Source organism: Streptococcus sp. SO2, from assembly GCF_030440025.1.
Map to the genome: position 1 here is coordinate 23,991 of NZ_JAQFJH010000009.1, position 18,330 is coordinate 42,320.

Annotated in this window: 19 protein-coding genes; 4 read left to right on the forward strand and 15 right to left on the reverse strand. The window is 42.4% G+C overall.

From position 1 onward, the window contains the following. Positions 1 to 7: 7 nt before the first annotated feature. From rsgA to PCY17_RS08170, 5 genes are read right to left on the reverse strand one after another with little or no spacing between them, the layout of a single operon-like run. Positions 8 to 886: a ribosome small subunit-dependent GTPase A gene (gene rsgA / locus PCY17_RS08150; protein ID WP_009013709.1), complete on the reverse strand. Its 879-nt coding sequence runs from the start codon at positions 884 to 886 to the stop codon at positions 8 to 10. Position 887: 1 nt separating this feature from the next. After that, on the reverse strand, positions 888 to 1,760 hold the full coding sequence (gene rsmA, locus PCY17_RS08155; RefSeq protein ID WP_001216843.1) for a 16S rRNA (adenine(1518)-N(6)/adenine(1519)-N(6))-dimethyltransferase RsmA: 873 nt from the start codon (positions 1,758 to 1,760) through the stop codon (positions 888 to 890). Positions 1,761 to 1,764: 4 nt separating this feature from the next. Further along, positions 1,765 to 3,069, reverse strand: a complete 1,305-nt coding sequence (locus tag PCY17_RS08160) for a hypothetical protein (protein ID WP_000790643.1) — start codon at positions 3,067 to 3,069, stop codon at positions 1,765 to 1,767. A gap of 49 nt (positions 3,070 to 3,118) precedes the next feature. Further along, positions 3,119 to 3,694: a ribonuclease M5 gene (gene rnmV / locus PCY17_RS08165; RefSeq protein ID WP_301392561.1), complete on the reverse strand. Its 576-nt coding sequence runs from the start codon at positions 3,692 to 3,694 to the stop codon at positions 3,119 to 3,121. Continuing rightward, entirely contained in the window at positions 3,691 to 4,467 is a 777-nt protein-coding gene (locus PCY17_RS08170) for a TatD family hydrolase (protein WP_000575610.1), read from the reverse strand. Before PCY17_RS08170 ends, rnmV begins: the two co-directional genes overlap by 4 nt. 151 nt (positions 4,468 to 4,618) lie before the next feature. Between PCY17_RS08170 and PCY17_RS08175 the strand changes: the two genes are divergently transcribed. Beyond that, positions 4,619 to 6,463: an APC family permease gene (locus PCY17_RS08175; protein WP_000488835.1), complete on the forward strand. Its 1,845-nt coding sequence runs from the start codon at positions 4,619 to 4,621 to the stop codon at positions 6,461 to 6,463. A gap of 181 nt (positions 6,464 to 6,644) precedes the next feature. Here the strand turns inward: PCY17_RS08175 and rpmH are convergent, their stop codons facing one another. From rpmH to PCY17_RS08190, 3 genes are all read right to left on the reverse strand, one after another. Then, positions 6,645 to 6,779 carry a 50S ribosomal protein L34 gene (gene rpmH, locus PCY17_RS08180; protein WP_000831905.1) on the reverse strand — a complete coding sequence of 45 codons (135 nt, stop codon included), beginning with the start codon at positions 6,777 to 6,779 and terminating at the stop codon, positions 6,645 to 6,647. 144 nt (positions 6,780 to 6,923) lie between these two features. Next, positions 6,924 to 8,138, reverse strand: a complete 1,215-nt coding sequence (locus PCY17_RS08185; RefSeq protein ID WP_000666454.1) for a pyridoxal phosphate-dependent aminotransferase — start codon at positions 8,136 to 8,138, stop codon at positions 6,924 to 6,926. Between the two features lie 145 nt (positions 8,139 to 8,283). Beyond that, positions 8,284 to 8,583 carry a hypothetical protein gene (locus PCY17_RS08190; protein WP_247929449.1) on the reverse strand — a complete coding sequence of 100 codons (300 nt, stop codon included), beginning with the start codon at positions 8,581 to 8,583 and terminating at the stop codon, positions 8,284 to 8,286. Between the two features lie 166 nt (positions 8,584 to 8,749). Between PCY17_RS08190 and PCY17_RS08195 the strand changes: the two genes are divergently transcribed. Beyond that, positions 8,750 to 9,202: a universal stress protein gene (locus tag PCY17_RS08195; protein WP_042903142.1), complete on the forward strand. Its 453-nt coding sequence runs from the start codon at positions 8,750 to 8,752 to the stop codon at positions 9,200 to 9,202. 36 nt (positions 9,203 to 9,238) lie between these two features. On the opposite strand, the gene PCY17_RS08200 is transcribed toward PCY17_RS08195, so the two are convergent. Then, positions 9,239 to 10,624 (reverse strand): Cof-type HAD-IIB family hydrolase, encoded by a 1,386-nt coding sequence (locus tag PCY17_RS08200; RefSeq protein ID WP_084944903.1) that lies wholly within the window; start codon positions 10,622 to 10,624, stop codon positions 9,239 to 9,241. Between the two features lie 65 nt (positions 10,625 to 10,689). Here PCY17_RS08200 and PCY17_RS08205 point away from each other — a divergent pair, with 65 nt between their 5' ends. Next, positions 10,690 to 11,652: an asparaginase gene (locus PCY17_RS08205; protein ID WP_084877545.1), complete on the forward strand. Its 963-nt coding sequence runs from the start codon at positions 10,690 to 10,692 to the stop codon at positions 11,650 to 11,652. A 53-nt stretch (positions 11,653 to 11,705) separates the two neighbouring features. Here PCY17_RS08205 and ccpA read toward each other — a convergent pair whose 3' ends face one another. Continuing rightward, positions 11,706 to 12,716, reverse strand: coding sequence for a catabolite control protein A (ccpA, locus tag PCY17_RS08210; protein ID WP_001090635.1), 1,011 nt, complete (start codon positions 12,714 to 12,716; stop codon positions 11,706 to 11,708). 204 nt (positions 12,717 to 12,920) lie between these two features. On the opposite strand from ccpA, the gene PCY17_RS08215 reads away from it, so the two are divergent. Beyond that, a complete protein-coding gene (locus PCY17_RS08215) occupies positions 12,921 to 13,238 on the forward strand; it encodes a DUF960 domain-containing protein (protein ID WP_000886045.1) in 318 nt (105 codons plus the stop codon). Positions 13,239 to 13,288: 50 nt separating this feature from the next. Here the strand turns inward: PCY17_RS08215 and PCY17_RS08220 are convergent, their stop codons facing one another. The 5 genes from PCY17_RS08220 to folP are packed head-to-tail and all read right to left on the reverse strand — an operon-like array spanning position 13,289 to position 18,268. After that, on the reverse strand, positions 13,289 to 14,572 hold the full coding sequence (locus tag PCY17_RS08220; RefSeq protein WP_301393245.1) for a DUF308 domain-containing protein: 1,284 nt from the start codon (positions 14,570 to 14,572) through the stop codon (positions 13,289 to 13,291). Then, complete coding sequence (gene folK / locus PCY17_RS08225; RefSeq protein ID WP_301393247.1) at positions 14,565 to 15,386, reverse strand: 2-amino-4-hydroxy-6-hydroxymethyldihydropteridine diphosphokinase; 822 nt, start codon at positions 15,384 to 15,386, stop codon at positions 14,565 to 14,567. The genes PCY17_RS08220 and folK overlap by 8 nt, the downstream gene beginning before the upstream one ends. 42 nt (positions 15,387 to 15,428) lie before the next feature. Then, positions 15,429 to 15,983 (reverse strand): GTP cyclohydrolase I FolE, encoded by a 555-nt coding sequence (gene folE / locus PCY17_RS08230; protein ID WP_000380916.1) that lies wholly within the window; start codon positions 15,981 to 15,983, stop codon positions 15,429 to 15,431. Further along, positions 15,964 to 17,286, reverse strand: a complete 1,323-nt coding sequence (locus PCY17_RS08235; protein WP_301393275.1) for a folylpolyglutamate synthase/dihydrofolate synthase family protein — start codon at positions 17,284 to 17,286, stop codon at positions 15,964 to 15,966. Before PCY17_RS08235 ends, folE begins: the two co-directional genes overlap by 20 nt. A gap of 1 nt (position 17,287) precedes the next feature. Beyond that, complete coding sequence (folP, locus tag PCY17_RS08240) at positions 17,288 to 18,268, reverse strand: dihydropteroate synthase (RefSeq protein WP_301393277.1); 981 nt, start codon at positions 18,266 to 18,268, stop codon at positions 17,288 to 17,290. Between the last annotated feature and the right edge of the window lie 62 nt (positions 18,269 to 18,330).

The window sequence follows — 18,330 nt, forward strand, 5'->3', positions numbered from 1 at the left end:
TTTCTCCTTATTTTGGAATTTTTTTGCTGACTTTTTTGTAGGTTTCTCTGCGATTTTCAATCTCACTGAGAAATTGCAGGTAGTTGTCAAAACGGAAGGTTGCAATGGTTCCTTCTTCTACAGCTGGCTTAACCGCACAGGACGGTTCATGGGTATGGGTACAAGTACGGAATTTACAGTCTCGACTGACACTGGCAATCTCTGGAAAGGCCTGATTGAGGTCTTCAGCCGTTGACACTTCATAATCCAGTGATGAAAATCCTGGCGTGTCCGCGATTTTACCCCCATTGAGATTGTAAAAACTAACAGCTCGAGTGGTATGGCGACCACGACCTAGACTGTCTGAGATCTCTCCTGTTTCAAGATTGAGGTCCGGTGCGATTTTATTGAGGAGGGTTGATTTTCCAACACCTGTCTGCCCCATAAAGACCGTCACTTTTCCTGTCAACAGGGGCAGGAGTTCCTCCTTACTGGTCACAAAGTCATAACCAATGGCACGATAGGTTTGTTCGTAAAAATCCAGTTCTCCCCTATCCTCCAGCAAGTCCATTTTGGAAATATAGACGATAGGATGGATGCCCTTGTGTTCCAGAAGAACCAAGAACCGATCCAGCAAATTGCTATTAAAATCAGGTTCCTTGACGGACATGATCACCACGGCTTGGTCAATATTGACAATAGGAGGACGGACCAGACTGTTTTTCCGTTCATGAATCTTAAGGATATAACCTTCAGAATTTTCCTCGGCAGAAAAGTCTACCCAATCCCCAACATAGGGCGTGTGCCCTTTTTTACGGAAATTCCCACGCGCACGTGTCTGGTAAACTTGACCACCACTCTCTACATAGTAGAATCCTGCCAAGGCTTTAATAATTTGTCCCTGCATCTTAGAGTCCTTGTCCTTTAAGCGCATCTGCCAGACTGGCAAATTCTTCCAAGCTAAGTGCTTCCCCACGCACAGATGGAGACAAGCCTGCCTGATCCAAAGCCTTGGTCAACTTTTCCTTGACTTCATCAGTCTTGCCAAAGTAGCCTGTTAAGTTGTTCCACAAGGTCTTGCGACGATGAGTGAAACTAGCCTTGGAAACTTTAAAGAAAAATTGTTCATCTTTCACTGCTACGGCTGGTTCTGGACGGCGTACCATTTTCAGGATAGCCGAGTCCACGTTTGGGGCTGGCACAAAGACCGTACGAGGCACGATAAAGGCAACCTTGGCTGTCATGTAATACTGGACAGCAATCGACAAACTACCGTAAGCCTTGGTATTGGGTTGAGCGGAGATACGATCTGCCACTTCTTTTTGCATCATAACGACAAACTCACTAAAAGGAATGCCACTTTCAATCAAGTGCATGAGAATAGGCGTCGTAATGTAGTAAGGCAAGTTGGCTACCACCTTAATGGGCAGGTCTGGATTTTTGAAATTCTGGATATGCTGCGCCAAGTCAACTTTGAGAATGTCCTCGTTGACTACGGTCACATTATCAAAATCACGCAGGGTATCCGCTAAAATCGGTACCAAACGGTGGTCAATCTCAAAAGCCATGACCTCTGCCGCACGCTCAGCCAAAAATTCTGTCAAGGCACCAATTCCTGGACCGATTTCAATGACATTAACCTGATCATCAATCTCAGCTGTATCCACGATTTTTTGAAGAATATTGGTATCCGTCAGGAAATTTTGCCCAAAGGATTTTTTAAAGGTAAAACCGTGACGCTCCAGCACTGCCTTGGTCACGCTATAATCTGCAATTCTCATTTATCTACTCTTTTTCCACATTACTATTAAAACCAGTAAAATAAAAATTATACTTTCCTGCCTTATCTATATTCTTTTTCTTTAAAAATCTAGTAAAGCTATCATTTTCAAAAACTATTGTATTATAAACATTTTCATTCTTTATACAAAATATATAATATTTGAAATTATTAGACTTTTGTATTTTCTCTGAAAATAGACTATTCCAACCAGAGAATAAACTTCCAGCAATATAGCTGGATTTGTTTTCCTCCGTTATATAATTTTTACTGATACTTATTTTTTTGTTATTTCTTTTTTCATCAACTCCTATGCCGTACGATACCAACCCATTAATAATATCCTTATAAATTTCTTCCCTATTTTCTGACTTAGAATCAATTTCAAAAAACTTGTTTCCTAAAATATAGTTATCAGCTATAATCCCTTCTCGGGCATCAAATACAGTTCCATATTCTGAAACAGATGTAGAATAAAATTGCTCAGCAAAATCATCCTCATTAGAGTCTTTAAATGTTCCTATAATCGTATTACTATCACTTAGTAATTCTTTCACTTTTTGTTCAGATAACTCACCAGTACTGATACTACAGTTGATAAATTCACATGCTTCAAATGAATTTGAAGCAAAAAAATCAGCAGAAAAAGTACACTCTACAAAGCTTTTGTCTTTAAACTTTACTTTTTCAATCTCATATCCAGTAACACCAAATTCAACATAACTGAAATATTTAACTTCCTTGGAACCAAATATTTCTTCCTTTTTCAAAGATATTATTTCTCTCATAACTGGTTTCAGTGCTGTGCTCAAATTATATTTCCAGTTCTCCGCCAACTCATTCCCAGGATTCTCTATTCCTTTTGGATATTTTATTGAACAAATTGTAGACAATACTTGAACAAAGTCAAGAGAAATATCTAATTTTAATATCTCATTCCATTCCTTTAATAATTTATTATACGTATCAATGATATATTCAATTTTTCCCGCCTTATAAAAGGGTAACTCTTTGGTCTTACTAATATCTGCAACAAGTTCTGTAAGTTGCTTATCATAATACTTCACAGTGTCTCTAACATTATCAGACACAGTATTTTTCTTATTTTCTTTACTTTGTTCAATAGCTTGATTCCAAGTAACTAATGTCGGCAACGCAATAACTATGCCCGCTAATACTTCTCCTTGGGATAAACTATTAAGAATTAAATTCTTACCCTCAAAAAGATTATTCATATATAAAATAATACCAACAATCACAACTCCGACTGCAGCAAAACTCAACAATAATTTACCATCCTTATTTTTCATACAGCCTCCTATTAACTTAAATACACTACCTTCATTTTAACATAATTCTCTACACTTTAGAGTCTTTCTCATAACTTTCCATAACCTCTTCCACTTCTGCCAAAGTTACTCCAAACAACTCCAACCGCTTGAGCAGCTGTTTCCCATTGGAATAACCGATGCGGAGCTGTTCGCCTAGATACTCTCGGCGCCTACGGCTGTCTGCTCCCGCTAGGAAACCTAGGCGAATCAAGTCACCACGACTGATGTCAAACTCGTTCTCGTTTTCAAATTGCTCTGTCACACGAGCCAGCGCTGTTTTTAGATCTTCATAGCTGGCGTGTTCAATTCCCAGAGAACGCCCCTTGGACTTGGATTTGGGAACAGCCTCATCTCGCTTGAGAAAGGCATGCTGCACTGTTGGAATGTCCGTCATAATCATGCGTCGAATGCGTTCCCCATTAAAATCTGGATCTGTAAAGACAATGACTCCATGCAATTCATGCAGGCGCTGAATCCGCTCTATATCCTGGTCATTTATTGCGGAACCTCGTGTTTCATAGGTCTCTACATCAAAGTAACGTTTGAGATTGGCTGTATCATCCCGTCCTTCGACCACGATGACTTGGGAAATTTTCTCTTTCATGATTGTTTTTCCAATCCAAAAATACGCTCGGCATTGGCACTTGTCACAGCAGCTAATTCTTCTGTCGTCATCCCACGCAAGTCGGCGATAAAGTCCACCACATAGCGAGTATAGGCTGTTTTGTTTTCACGGCCACGTTTAGGAACAGGAGCTAGGTAAGGGGCATCTGTCTCAACGAGGATTTTATCCAAAGGAAGTTCCCTAGCAGCCTCTTGAATATCCGTCGCTTTCTTAAAGGTCACTACACCTGAGAAAGAAATAATCATGCCAAGCTCGACAAACTTCTCAGCCCACTCCAAAGAGCCTGAAAATGAATGCATAATTCCACCACGAGGACCAACGCCCTCGCTCTTGATAATCTCATAAGTATCTTCTAGCGCATCACGAGTGTGGACCACAAAGGGCAAATTCAAGTCCTTAGACAGCTGAATCTGACGACGAAAAACCTGCTCCTGTACTTCCTTAGGTGCTGTCATCCAGTGATAGTCCAGACCAATCTCCCCCAAGGCAACAACCTTGGGATGTTTTAGCTTTTCAAGCAAGTAAGCTTCGACCTCATCTGTGTAAGTCCCTGCTTCCGTCGGATGCCAGCCAATAGTTGCGTAGAGTTGCTCATACTCATCTGCCAACTCTAGGGCTCGCTCAATGGTTGGCTTATCAAAACCAACAATATTCATCTGTGTCACACCCATCTCAGCAGCCAAGGCGATTTCTTCTGCCTCACGTCCTGCAAATTCTTCTACATTTAAATGTGTGTGCGTATCAAAAATCATCTCTTCTAACCTCATTTTCTTTCATCTATTATACCAAAAATAGCATCTCTCGGCTTGTAAAAATATTCTAATACCAATCATTCTCCCTTGACTGCCCTTTTTCAAAGCAGTATAATAACACTTATTGAAATTTTCAGCAAAGGAAACGAAAATGTTTAGAAAATTAAAATATACCTTTATCGGTCGACCACTCAAGTCTCTCACAGACGGCGAAGGGGGATTGTTGGGAAAAATGCAGGCACTTGCAATGTTATCCAGTGATGCCCTGTCTTCTATTGCCTATGGACCTGAACAAGTCATTCTCGTTTTAGTCAGTCTCTCTCCTCTCGCCATTTGGTGGAGCCTCCCTATCGGTATTTTTGTCCTCTTACTACTCGCTAGTTTGACCATTTCCTATCGTCAAATCATCCACGCCTATCCTCAAGGTGGAGGGGCTTATATGGTCACTCGGGAAAATCTCTCCCCTAAACTAGGCTTGATTGCAGGGGGTAGCCTCCTTGTTGACTATATGCTGACAGTAGCCGTATCCGTTGCGTCTGGAGCTGATGCTATTACAGCAGCCATACCTCCCCTACATCCCTACAATCTTCATATCTCTATTTTCCTAGTCTGCCTGCTCATGCTCTTAAATTTAAGAGGATTGAAAGAATCTGCCAGCTCTCTGATGATTCCCGTCTACCTCTTTATCTTCAGTACTGTCTTTCTCTTGCTTTATGGGTTCTTTCAACTGTTTACAGGTTCCCTAAACTATCAGGCGACTTCAGCCATTGGACAAATCGTTCCGAGCCTTTCCATCGTTCTCCTATTGAGAGCATTTACCAGTGGCTCTGCCTCTCTGACAGGGGTTGAAGCTATTTCAAATGCGGTACCATTTTTCAAAACTCCGAAAGAAAAGAATGCTGCTCAGACCTTGACCATCATGTCCTTGATTTTAGGATTCCTTTTTGCAGGCATCACCTTCCTAAACTACTGGATGGGTATCACTCCTCAAAATGGAGAAACCATCCTCTCGCAAATGGCCAAGGGCATTCTTGGTGATTCATTCTTTGGTCATGCTAGCTACTATCTCTTCCAGTTCTCAACAGCCTTGATTCTAGCTGTAGCTGCAAATACTGGTTTTTCAGCCTTCCCTATGCTGGCTTACAATATGGCTAAAAACAAGTACATGCCCCATCTCTTTATGGAAAAAGGGGATCGTCTCGGCTACTCCAACGGTATCTTAACTCTGGCTTTTGGAGCTATGATCCTTCTTCTCATTTTTAACGGCAATACTGAACGCTTGATTCCTCTTTATACTATCGGGGTCTTCGTTCCCTTTGCCCTCTCTCAGACTGGGATGATTCGCCATTGGAAAAAGGAAAAAGGAGCAAACTTCTTAAAACCTGCCTTTGCTAATATCCTTGGGGCCATCATTTGTTATGCTATTGTCCTCATTTTACTCCTCTTCAGACTGGGTGATATCTGGCCATTCTTCCCAATTATCCTAGTTCTAACTTTCCTCTTTTTGTCCATTCACAGCCATTACCAAAAAGTGGCAAAACAACTACGACTCTACGAAGGAATTGAAAAGCGCACTTACGACGGCAATCTTGTCCTTGTCCTAGTTGGAAATGTTACTCGAGTAAGTGTTGGAGCCATTAACTACGCTCAAAGTATCGGTGACGAAGTGTTGGCCATGCACATTTCTACTAAAGAAACGGCCGATAAAGACCAAGAAATTCTTCAGGAATTTGCCGATTACTTCCCAAATATCACTCTGAAGAATATCAATACCAGCTACCGCGACATCATCACCCCTAGCGTTAAGTATGTCAAACGAATCGCCCAAGAAGCTAGGCAAAAAAACTACACCGTTACAGTCCTTGTCCCACAGTTTATCCCTAACAAGCCTTGGCAAAATATCCTGCACAATCAAATGAGCCTCAAACTAAAATACGCTCTCAGATGGCATGAAGACGTCGTTGTCGCCAGTTACTCTTATCACTTAAAAGAATAAACAAAAACTCAAAATCAGTAACTTATATCTGGTTTTGAGTTTTTTGTATATGACCTTTTAAAAGAGCCCTCCACGAGTTTCATCTAAAATGACCGATTTCAAGGACAATGCACCCTTTAAGATAAAAAGAAAAGCCAGTAGACTCGAGTTCCTACTGACTTCTTTGTTGAATTCGTTTGGATTATGCAGCCAAAACTTTGCGTCCTTTACGACGACGAGCTGCCAATACGCGACGACCGTTTTTAGTTGACATACGGTTACGGAATCCGTGTTTACGCGCACGACGAAGTTTACTTGGTTGATAAGTACGTTTCACGATGAATACCTCCTCATAGATTTTGTATTCGTTTAGCCGGCTATAAAGTGATCAGTTACTAAACATACTTTACTATTCTATCTGATTCTTACCTATTTGTCAATAGCTCTAAGGAAATGTTTCCTGCTTTTCCCTATGAAAGCCTTATCTACGATACTGACTCAAGAAACGTGTCATCTTTTCTTGGATTTGCGCTAATTCGTCCACACGAGGAAGGTAAACGATACGGAAATGGTCTGGTTCCTTCCAGTTAAAACCACGACCATGAACCAAGAGAACCTTTTCCTGCTTCAAGAAATCAAGAACGAACTGTTCATCATCATCGATGCGGTACATATTGCGGTCAATTTTAGGGAAGATATAAAGACCCGCCTTCGGCTTGACCGCAGACAAACCTGGGATATCTTGGATAGCATTGTAAATGAAGTTTCTTTGCTCGTAAATTCGTCCACCAGGAAGGAGCAATTCATCCACTGACTGGTGCCCACCTAGTGATGTTTGTACGACTTGCTGGGCCAAAACGTTAGAGCAAAGACGCATATTGGACAGCATATTGAGCCCTTCAATATAGCCCTTGACATGGTGCTTAGGACCAGACAAGACCATCCATCCTACACGAAAACCAGCGATACGGTGAGATTTTGACAGACCATTCATGCTGACACAGAAGACATCTGGTGCCAAGCTCGCCACAGGCGTATGCACATGTCCATCCATTACCATGCGGTCATAAATCTCATCCGCAAAGATGATCAAATCGTTTTGACGAGCAATCTCAATAATCTCCAACAAGAGTTCCTTAGGATAAAGGGCTCCAGTTGGGTTATTTGGATTGATAAGGACGATTGCCTTGGTATTGGAAGTAATTTTTGACTTAATATCGTCAATATCTGGGTACCATTCTGCAGCTTCATCACAGATATAGTGAACGGCATTTCCCCCAGCTAGGCTGACCGCGGCTGTCCAGAGAGGATAGTCTGGCATAGGCACCAAGACCTCATCGCCATTATCCAAAAGCCCTTGCATGGACATAACAATCAGCTCACTGACACCATTTCCAAGGTAGATATCATCAATGTCTACATTGGGAAATTTCTTCAGTTGGCAATACTGCATGATGGCCTTGCGGGCTGAGAAAATCCCTTTGGAATCAGAATATCCCTCACTATCACGCGCATTCATAATCAAGTCATGAATGACCTCGTCTGGCGCTGTAAAGCCAAATTCTGCTGGATTCCCTGTATTCAGACGTAAAATCTTTTCTCCGTTTGCTCGCATCCGCATAGCTTCTTCCAAAACAGGACCACGGATATCATAGGCAACATGCTCTAACTTACTAGACTTGTTATATTCTTTCATCTTGTTTCCTCAATTCATCGAGATAGTAACATTATACCACTAGAAAGGGATTGCGACAAGTTTCCTGAAATGAGCAAGCAAAGAAAAAAAACTCACAACGACTAGGTTCTCACCGTCTAAACAACTAGAATACAGAAGTATTTTCTCACATACCAAAAGACAAACCTAGAAAGACTAATGCTAAAAAGGAGTCATACAAAAGATTAAACATGAGAAAGAGCCCCCACGTGACCAAATAGTCCAAACGACCACTTCTCTTTGCAATCACCAATAAAATGATGTGGTAGACTAAGTGAAAGAGAAGAAAACTAACAAATCCTGGATAGAGAACGGGCACGACTCTTTCCAGCTGCCAAAGCATCACTACTTCACCTACAAGTGACGCAAGGATAATTCCATGATAAAGAAAACTTATTTTTTTAGAAGCTTGAACAAAATCTTTCATACTTTCTCATCCCCTCGCTGTGTTTCCTACTATCCCGTTTTCTTTTATTTTAACATATCTCCACCAAATCGAATCTCCAATAATATTTATTTAAATATGATTTTTACTTTACTTCTTTAATGAAAAGGGTTACAATAACAGTAAGAAAATTTCAGGAGGTTTCATTATGGCACAACGTTACCAAAATGTTATGGTCGCAATTGATGGTTCTAAAGAAGCGGACTTGGCTTTCGTCAAAGGTGTTTACACTGCTCTACGCAACGAATCCAAGCTCACCATTGCCCATGTTATCGACACACGCGCTCTTCAAAGCGTGTCTACCTTTGATGCTGAAGTTTACGAAGAACTCCAAGTCGATGCTGAAAGTCTGATGAAGGAGTACGAAAAGCGCGCAAGAGATGCTGGTGTGACCGATATTCAAATCGTCATCGAAATGGGAAATCCAAAAACCCTCCTTGCCCGTACTATTCCAGACGCAGAAAATGTTGACCTGATTCTCGTTGGTGCAACAGGGCTTAATGCCTTTGAACGCCTCTTGGTTGGCTCTTCATCTGAGTACATTCTCCGCCATGCAAAAGTCGATTTGCTGGTCGTGAGAGAAAGTGAAAAAACATTGTAATCATTAAAAAAGGGAGCCTCTGGCTCCTTTTTGTTTCTAATTTTTTCTTTCTTTATGTCGCTCATAAGCTTTAAACTGACGTTGTAGTTCCTGTCGGATGGCAGGTTCTGGAGCATATTTTTCTTCCCAGTCATCTGGTTTTAAAATCTTGTGTGTAACTGGGTCAAAATGAGCTTTTCCATCAGGGAAAACCTTCCCCATATTTGCTTCATGGACAATATCAAAAATGCGTTCTGGGTCTACTCCCATCAATACAAAACTACCGTATGTGAAATACAGTGTGTCAATCAAAGCATCCACTTGACCGACCAGATTTTGCTTAGCAGGCGTCTTTTTCGCCACTTTCTCTGCCGCCTTATCAAGTGCCTCATGCATGCTTGCAAGGGAGTTTTGGAATTCTTCCTCCGAAGAACTTGCTGCGCGAACAAACTCTACTAATTCTTCAATTTTAAAATCTGCGCGGTGGGTTGCACCTTCAGCATCCCATGCTTGTGGTTCTTCTTGAGTTCGTTCATCCATCATGTGGTGGAAGGTTTTAACCTTATTAAAGTGGTAGTCTCGACTGACAAACACTTTTTCTGAAGCCAAAACACCAAAGTGCTCGAGCGCCTTGTGGATACCATCTTGTTGATTACTTGCCGTAATATGCTTGGCAACTTCTTTGACACTGCTACTGCCATTTCCCATAGCGACTGACATACCGACACCCGCCAACATTTCCAGGTCGTTATCTGAATCACCAAAGGCCATGACTTGGTTGAGATCAAAGCCATATTCTTTCCCGACTCGGCGAATGCCTTCTAGTTTGGAATTTCCTTGGTTAATGATATCTGCTGCAAAAGGATTGCTTCGAGTTAATTTCAAATCTTCAAAATCACTTGCTGCCTTCTCAGATTCTTCTGGCGTCATCAGCATCAAAACTTGATAAATGGGTTGATTAATCAAGTTAAGCAAGTCGTCTTCCTTTTGAGGAACTGCCTTGCTGACCATTCGATTAAAGGAACGGCTAACGGTTCTTGTCAGCACAGTCGGGATAAAACGACTAACCCGTTGGGAAAAGGAGCCGAGACCAAATGACATAATCTTCGAACCAACAACGGCATGCTCGGTTCCAAGAGCGATTTCTTTACGCTCCTTTTTAGCATAAGCAATCAGTTGACGTAGGCTTGACTTAGCGATTGGGCTTGCAAAGAGTACCTTTTCTTTATTAAAAATGTATTGGCCATTGTAGGTCACCGCAAAGTCTAGGTCCAAGTCTTCCATCAATTCCTTGACAAAAAACGGCCCTCGTCCTGTCGCTACTCCAACAAGCACTCCTTGCTCTTTGACAATCTTAATCGCGTCCTTAGTGGATTTCAAAACACTCTTGCGATCGTTGACTAGCGTTCCATCGATATCAAAAAAAACAGCCTTGACTTCCATCCTGTCCCATTCTCCCCTTTTGTGTTACAATGATTATACCACATTTCAGAAAGAGTGACTAAATCATGCCTAAGAAAATCCTTGTTTTACATACAGGTGGAACTATTTCCATGCAAGCAGACGCCACTGGTGCCGTTGTAACTAGCCAGGAAAATCCCATGAACCATGTTTCCAATCCGCTTGAAGGGATTGAGGTTCATGCCCTAGACTTTTTTAATCTGCCAAGCCCTCATATCAAACCCAAGCATATGCTTGCACTCTATCATAAGATTAAAGAGGACGCTGATAACTACGATGGAGTTGTCATCACACATGGTACAGATACCTTAGAAGAAACAGCCTACTTCCTTGATACCATGAAAATTCCGCCCATCCCCATCGTTCTAACAGGGGCCATGCGTAGTTCAAACGAACTTGGTAGCGACGGTGTATATAACTATCTGAGCGCTTTGCGAGTTGCCAGCGATGACAAAGCAGCCGACAAGGGTGTACTGGTCGTCATGAACGATGAAATCCACGCAGCCAAGTATGTTACTAAAACTCATACGACCAACGTCAGCACCTTTCAAACTCCAACACATGGACCGCTTGGTCTCATCATGAAGCAAGAAATCCTCTACTTCAAAACGGCTGAACCTCGCGTCCGGTTTGATCTCGAACATATTCAAGGTCTAGTTCCCATCATCTCAGCCTATGCAGGTATGACAGACGAGCTGATTGATATGTTAGACTTGGAACAGCTGGATGGCTTAGTCATTCAGGCTTTTGGAGCAGGCAATGTTCCAAAAGAAACAGCTCAAAAGCTGGAAAATCTCCTCCAAAAAGGGATTCCAGTCGCCTTGGTCTCACGTTGTTTTAATGGTATTGCTGAACCTGTCTACGCCTACCAAGGCGGAGGGGTGCAGTTGCAACGAGCTGGTGTTTTCTTTGTCAAAGAACTCAACGCTCAAAAAGCGCGCCTCAAATTATTAATTGCCCTTAATGCTGGACTAAAAGGACAAGCCTTAAAAGACTATATGGAAGGCTAATCCTCTTCTCTAGAACACAAAATCAGGAAATCTTCGCGATTCCCTGATTTTTTCTATTTACGTTTTCGTGTTGAACGACGTTCTGTCAAACCATGGGGTAAGAGAACTTCACGTTCTTCCAACTCTTCCTTATGCATAATCTTAGTCAACATACGCATGCTGATAGCGCCTAGGTCATAAAGAGGTTGGGCAATAGTCGTCAAGTTTGGACGAGTGAATCGTGCAATCTGAGAGTCATCTGTCGTGATGATTTCAAACTCTTCTGGCACAGATACGCCATGGTCAGCCAAACCATTCAACACACCTGCCGCCAATTCATCACCTGTTACAACTGCAGCTGTAGCTTGTGATGAAATCAAGCGTTCTGCCAAGGCATAACCATCGTCATAGCTGTATTTTGATTCAAAGACCAATCCCTCACTATAAGAATGTCCAGCTTTTTTCAAGGCTTCCTTGTAACCAATCAAACGAACCTTGCCATTGATATCATCGACGAGTGGTCCACTCACAAAAGCAATCTTTTCGTTTTCTTTGAGAAGATAGCTCACAGCATCAATCGTTGCTTGTTTGTAGTCGATATTTACACTTGGAAGTTGGTGTTCTACATCCACAGTACCAGCAAGAACAACCGGTGTCCGTGAACGAGAAAACTCTGAACGAATCTTTTCAGTCAAGTGATAGCCCATAAAGATAATCCCATCGACTTGTTTTGAAAAGAGAGTGTTAACCACTGAAACTTCCTTTTCATCATCCTCATCACTATTTGCTAGGACAATGTTATACTTGTACATTTCAGCAATGTCGTCAATCCCCTTAGCAAGCGTTGAGAAATAACCATTGGTAATGTTCGGAATCACAACTCCGACTGTCGTTGTTTTCTTGCTAGCCAAACCACGTGCTACCGCATTTGGACGATAGTCCAAGCGATCAATCACTTCTAGGACTTTTTTTCGAGTGTTCTCTTTAACATTCTTGTTGCCATTAACGACACGGCTAACTGTTGCCATCGAAACTCCTGCTTCACGGGCGACGTCATAAATCGTTACTGTATCATCTGTGTTCATTCCGTTTCCTTTCTATAATGAAAATTTCGCTTTCACGCATCTACTTACTCCATTTTATCACTTATTGTAAACACTTTCAAGTATTTTTTAGAGAAACTTTGAAAAAATTTCACAGTTTATTCCCATTTTGAAAAAGCGAGTAGGATTTCTTGATTTTTGAGATATTTTGCTGTATGATAAGGAAAATAAAAGGGGGAGGAAAACATGGCTTTTACAAATACACAGAGACGTTCCGCTAGCTTTGGTGTCGTGACCAGCTTGCCTGATGATGTCATTGACTCTTTATGGTATATTATCGATCATTTCCTGAAAAATGTATTTGAATTAGAAGAAGAACTTGAGTTTCAACTGCTCAACAATAAGGGGACCATCACCTTCCATTTTTCTAGCCAGCACCTTCCGACTAGTATCGATTTTGATTTCAATCATCCTTTCGATCCGCTTTACCCTCCTAGGGTCCTTGTTTTAGACTTGGACGGTAGAGAAACCATCCTCCTTCCAGAAGAAAATGACCTATTTTAAAAACTCTAGCTTCTCGGCGTAAACTGCTGAGGAACTAGAGTTTTCTTTTTCTAATAAATGGATCGACTGACAACTAGACCGTTTGGTTTTGTATATTCTAAGTCAAGATAATCCTGATAAGTCCCTGGCACAATGAAACCTTGAGGACTCAATATATCAGTCCCAGCTTTTCCCACGATAGAGTCTGCCAGCAAAACACAATTGGTACTGAGAACAAAGTAGGTCTTAAACTCGGATGAGCTGAATTTATAGAGGGTCGCATCCGCTTCCTCTTTCAGTTGGTAGGAGTAGGTATGCTTGACCTCTCCCTCTCTTCTTTTCATCAACTGTGAGCTTGGTTCCCAAGGAATTAACAGGTCTTCTATCTCTGCTAGGCGAGCTTGGATAGCTGTTTTCTGTTGGTCCGTCAAACTCAGACCATAAGCAAACAAGGTCTTCTGACTTTCCCTCTTGCAGAGTTCGATGTATTTTTCCCGATTAGCCTTAAACAAAACACCATCTCCAACCATACCGAATAAACGCTCCGAGCGGGGATCATAGGAACCATAGGAAATAACTGTCCCTTGATAACAAATATCCACATGTCCCATAGCAAGGAAGAAGGAGGTTTCTGAGGTATGGACAAAAATTTCCAGATCAACCGTCTGATCATTTTTTCTTTCTGAATGAACTTCCCCTTCTTGGCTTTCATGATTTGACAGCCACTCATTTAGTTTGCGCAAGGTGCTGATAGGAATCAGAGCCGTCACAAAGATCGGCAGAGTCATTCGCATACGTCGTTTCAGCTTGGGATTGTTTTCTATCCTTTCAAAAAAGAAACCGTCCCGGAGGCTACTAGCTCCTAGCATGAGCAAGTAAAACCCAAGCAAGAGCAATTCAAAATTCGCTGCATCGTGAAAAGGAGAGATGCTATAAAGACCGAATCCTATCATCCATACAGCATCGAAGAGATGATGGAGCCGAGGATGAATGGCATTTTTTCGATAGAGAGACCAGGTCACAAGACTAATGATGCCCGTAAACAGCTGGTAGCTCGCAATGATAAAGACCAAAAGATAGAGGGCAAGGTCTTGCAAGATGATAGAGTCAAACACCAGAGCCGCAACCACCAGCTTGTCCAAGGTTACAAAGATATTTTCCCGACGTTTTTTATCCTGAAACCAGCGAGTCAACAAGTGCCAAACTGCTGACAAGGAAAAGTAGCCCATCAGCAACTGGTACCCCATTCGCGGAATGACTTGTCCAAAACGAATCAAGAGAAGCCCTAAAACAATAGCAAGTAGTCCCTCCCCAATACTCTTCCACTTACTATAGGTCTCGGAAAGCTTAGGCATTTCCTTGCTCCAACTGGTCAACCAAGTAACGAATTGGTTGTTTTAAGATTGGATGGATAAAATGGGGAGCTATTTCCACTAACGGCTCAAGAACAAAGAGGCGTTCTGCTATATAAGGATGAGGCAAGATGAGTTCGTCTGTGTAAATAATCTGGTCCTCCACAAAGAGTAGGTCCAAATCAATCAAACGAGGCCCCCAATGCACCTCTCGAACCCGTCCCATTTCTGACTCAATGGCTAATAATGTTTCTAACAAGACTGGTGCTGGTAGCCAGGTTTCTACTTCAATCACCTGATTGACAAAGCTATCCTGTTCCACACCACCCCAAGGTTCCGTCGCCAAGACACTGGACTCTTTGAGAATATGGATACCTCGAGCTCGCAGTTTGTCAATAGCTTGTTCCAAGTTGGCTTCCTTATCTCCCATATTACTTCCTAGAGCGATAAAGGCCCGCTGCTTACGACGGTGAATGGTCACCGAGCAGGTATCCAATGGTAAATGCACTGGAGCCCACGGTTTTTTTAGTTCCAACTCAATCTCTTGGACAAGAGGATAGGTCTCAAAGGTACGTTCAACGAGTTTGTAAGCTACCGTTTCAATCAAATCCTCAGTGCTTTCCTGAAACCAAGTCGTCCACTGCTGGCACAGTTCTCCGTAATGGACAGAAGCTGTCAAATCCAATTCTGTAGCCGCCTTGGTCATATCATAAGATAAGCTTGCGGAAATAACAAACTTCTGCCCCAATTCTTTCTCACTTGGAAAAAGACCATGATAGGCAAAAATTTCCAAATCTTTAATCTGCAGTTGATCCATAACTAGTCCTTTCTAGAAAAATCCGCATGAAGCGGATTCTTTTTATAGTCCCATTAAACGATAAGCCTGGTCTCGGAGGTCCTTATCTGTTTCAAATAGACCACGAGCTACTGTTGTCAAGGTTGCCGTGCCGGGCTTTCTGACACCACGCATGCTCATACACATATGTTCCGCCTCAATGACAACAAAGGCTCCTTTAGCCCCCAGATAGTCCATCAAGGCATCAGCCACTTCGATATTCAAACGTTCTTGAATTTGTGGTTTTTTAGAATAAACTTCAACCGTACGGGCTAGCTTAGACAAGCCTGCCACCCGACCATCTGGAATGTAGGCAATGTGCGCTCTCCCATAAAAAGGCAAGAAGTGGTGTTCACACATGGTGTGAAAAAAAATATCCTTTTCTACCACCATATTGTCATCAATAATCTCAAAGGATTTTGACAGGTGTTCCTCAGCAGTTTGGCCAAGACCTGAAAAAATCTCTTGGTACATACGGGCTACACGAGCAGGTGTTTCCTGCAAGCCCTCGCGGTTAGCGTCCTCACCAACAGCCTCGATAATCATTTTTACAGCTGCTTCAATCTTTTGTGTATCCATTCTCGTTCTTCCTCTCCATCAGATAGGCTCTCACTTGGCTCAAGAAATACAAGGAACCTGTGATAATCCTAACTGTTTGTTTCTCTTCATTTTTATCTGTCAATTTCTGCTCTAGAAAATCCTGCCAACTTTGGTAATTGAGATTTCTAGACTTGGCTGTCTCTTTCAGCACGCTTTCATCCGTCGCCCGACTATCGTCAAAATGTGTCAGGGTAAGCTCGGTATATGGCATTTCCCCTAGCAAGTCCAGCATATCATCCAAGGCCTTGGTTTTGATGCAGGTAAAGAGGATTTCCTTATGATAATCCGCAAAGCGTTCTTGCAAGGTTGCTAATAAAGCCTTGATAGCATGGGGATTGTGGGCCCCATCCAAAATCATCAAGGGGTCACTAGACACGACCTCCAAACGCCCTGGCCATCTGGTCTCTTTCAAAGCTTGAGCAACCAAGTCATTACTTGCCAACTCCCGCCCATCTTCTTGACAAAAAGTATCAAGTAAAGCTATGGCCATCCCCGCATTTTCTATCTGGTGCAAACCAAGCAGACCTGTTTGAAAGCGACCTTGTCTGACAGAACTAGTATAATCAAAGATTTCGCCTGTCACCACACTCTTTTGATGACCAACCTGATAATCACTCCCATAGGCAAGTATCGGCGCATTTTTAGCTTCTGCAATAGAGTCTATCACAGTCAAGGCTTCAGGAACAATATGACCTGTCACCAAGGGAATACCTTGTTTGATAATACCAGCCTTCTGCTCTGCTATAGCTTCCAAGGTGTCACCAAGTAGGGCTACATGATCCAGTCCAATGGTCGTAATTCCTGTTAAAATCGGCTGGCAGACATTGGTACTATCCAAAAGACCACCCATGCCCACTTCCATGATGGCCACATCTACTTGCTCTGAGGCAAAGTAATCATAAGCTAGAGCTGTGATAATCTCAAACTCGGTTGTTCCCTGCAAATTGTCAGCAGATTCCCCTTCAAGCAAAGACTGATAGTCTGCCATGAGGGCTTCTAGCCTAGCCTCGGGAATAGATTCCCCATTGATGCTAATCTGATCCGTATAATGAATGAGATAGGGCGAGCTGAACACACCAACTCTTAGACCTAGCTTTTCCAGCATCTTTTTCAAAAAAGCAATGGTAGACCCCTTACCATTGGTCCCGCCGATATGGATGACCTTAAGTTTGAGATGGGGATTGCCTCGCAGAGCTAGGAGTTCCACCATTCGTTCCAAACCAAAATGCGGTTGGTCCGTCCGGTAGTGGGCAATCCACTGATTGTTTTGAATTTCGTTCATCTTATTTATATTGTTTTAAATCTAGATTTTCTGCATCATCTGCCAAACGAATGGCTGACGCAATTTCAACCGCCATCCTGTGACTGGCTACATCGTGCACGCGCACCACTTCCACACCCTGTCTCGCAGCGATACTGGTTACATGAGCCGAAGCTGTGTCCCGATTGCGGAAACCAAGTTCGGTCTCAGGATTAACTTCAAAGCCATTTTCTTCTAGGATATTAATGACAAACCGCTTGCGCGAAACTCCAAGAAAGATCGGATAGCCTTTCTGATGGAGTTTATCCAGATCCCGTAGAAGAAGCAGATTTTCTTTCTTAGTCAGACCAAAGCCAATTCCTAGATCCAGCAAAATGTTTTCTCTTGCTATCCCAGCTTGGTTCGCTCTCGCTAGAGCACGTTCAAAGAAAGCCTCCATCAAGTCTTCGATTGGCATTTTTTCAAAGTCAGCTAACTCTTCCTCTGTAAAAGCTTGCCCAAAACCAAAATGAGGAAATATGAGCGAACTAGGGTGCTGAGGTCGAGCCATGACTGGATTAAACATGATAACCACTTTCGCTCCAGCCTTAGCAACCACATCCGCCATTTTCTCATCTCCCATGAGACCAGTGATATCATTGACCAAATTGGCACCAGCTTTCAAAGCAGTCTCTGCCACCTGACTTTTCCAAGTATCGATGGAAATGAGAACATCACTTTCCTCACGGATAGCTTTAATCACTGGAACAACACGCTGGATTTCCTCTTCTATCCCAACATAGCTATAGCTACTGCCCGGCCGAGTTGATTCTCCACCGATATCTAGCATGCTCGCTCCTTCTACTATCAATTTACGAGCCTGCTGGAGTGCCTGCTCAAGAGCAAAAAACTGACCACCATCTGAAAAGGAATCTGGCGTCACATTGATAATTCCACAAATGGCTGTTTTTTCGCGGTTGACTTTATTGGACATAACGGTTACTCCCTTAAGGTTCTCTACCATATTATCTCTCTATTTTACCATAAAAAGAAAAAAGATGGACACGTTAGTATTCATCTTTTCCA

Excerpts from the sequence above, each read along its gene's own strand:
- folE (WP_000380916.1), bottom strand. The coding sequence starts at position 15,983 with ATGGATACACAAAAGATTGAAGCAGCTGTAAAAATGATTATCGAGGCT.
- folP (WP_301393277.1), bottom strand. The coding sequence starts at position 18,268 with ATGGTAGAGAACCTTAAGGGAGTAACCGTTATGTCCAATAAAGTCAAC.
- PCY17_RS08160 (WP_000790643.1), bottom strand. The coding sequence starts at position 3,069 with ATGAAAAATAAGGATGGTAAATTATTGTTGAGTTTTGCTGCAGTCGGA.
- PCY17_RS08220 (WP_301393245.1), bottom strand. The coding sequence starts at position 14,572 with ATGCCTAAGCTTTCCGAGACCTATAGTAAGTGGAAGAGTATTGGGGAG.
- PCY17_RS08215 (WP_000886045.1), top strand. The coding sequence starts at position 12,921 with ATGGCTTTTACAAATACACAGAGACGTTCCGCTAGCTTTGGTGTCGTG.
- folK (WP_301393247.1), bottom strand. The coding sequence starts at position 15,386 with ATGGATCAACTGCAGATTAAAGATTTGGAAATTTTTGCCTATCATGGT.
- PCY17_RS08195 (WP_042903142.1), top strand. The coding sequence starts at position 8,750 with ATGGCACAACGTTACCAAAATGTTATGGTCGCAATTGATGGTTCTAAA.
- rnmV (WP_301392561.1), bottom strand. The coding sequence starts at position 3,694 with ATGAAAGAGAAAATTTCCCAAGTCATCGTGGTCGAAGGACGGGATGAT.
- PCY17_RS08205 (WP_084877545.1), top strand. The coding sequence starts at position 10,690 with ATGCCTAAGAAAATCCTTGTTTTACATACAGGTGGAACTATTTCCATG.
- rsmA (WP_001216843.1), bottom strand. The coding sequence starts at position 1,760 with ATGAGAATTGCAGATTATAGCGTGACCAAGGCAGTGCTGGAGCGTCAC.
- PCY17_RS08170 (WP_000575610.1), bottom strand. The coding sequence starts at position 4,467 with ATGATTTTTGATACGCACACACATTTAAATGTAGAAGAATTTGCAGGA.
- ccpA (WP_001090635.1), bottom strand. The coding sequence starts at position 12,716 with ATGAACACAGATGATACAGTAACGATTTATGACGTCGCCCGTGAAGCA.
- PCY17_RS08200 (WP_084944903.1), bottom strand. The coding sequence starts at position 10,624 with ATGGAAGTCAAGGCTGTTTTTTTTGATATCGATGGAACGCTAGTCAAC.
- PCY17_RS08190 (WP_247929449.1), bottom strand. The coding sequence starts at position 8,583 with ATGAAAGATTTTGTTCAAGCTTCTAAAAAAATAAGTTTTCTTTATCAT.
- PCY17_RS08175 (WP_000488835.1), top strand. The coding sequence starts at position 4,619 with ATGTTTAGAAAATTAAAATATACCTTTATCGGTCGACCACTCAAGTCT.
- rsgA (WP_009013709.1), bottom strand. The coding sequence starts at position 886 with ATGCAGGGACAAATTATTAAAGCCTTGGCAGGATTCTACTATGTAGAG.
- PCY17_RS08185 (WP_000666454.1), bottom strand. The coding sequence starts at position 8,138 with ATGAAAGAATATAACAAGTCTAGTAAGTTAGAGCATGTTGCCTATGAT.
- PCY17_RS08235 (WP_301393275.1), bottom strand. The coding sequence starts at position 17,286 with ATGAACGAAATTCAAAACAATCAGTGGATTGCCCACTACCGGACGGAC.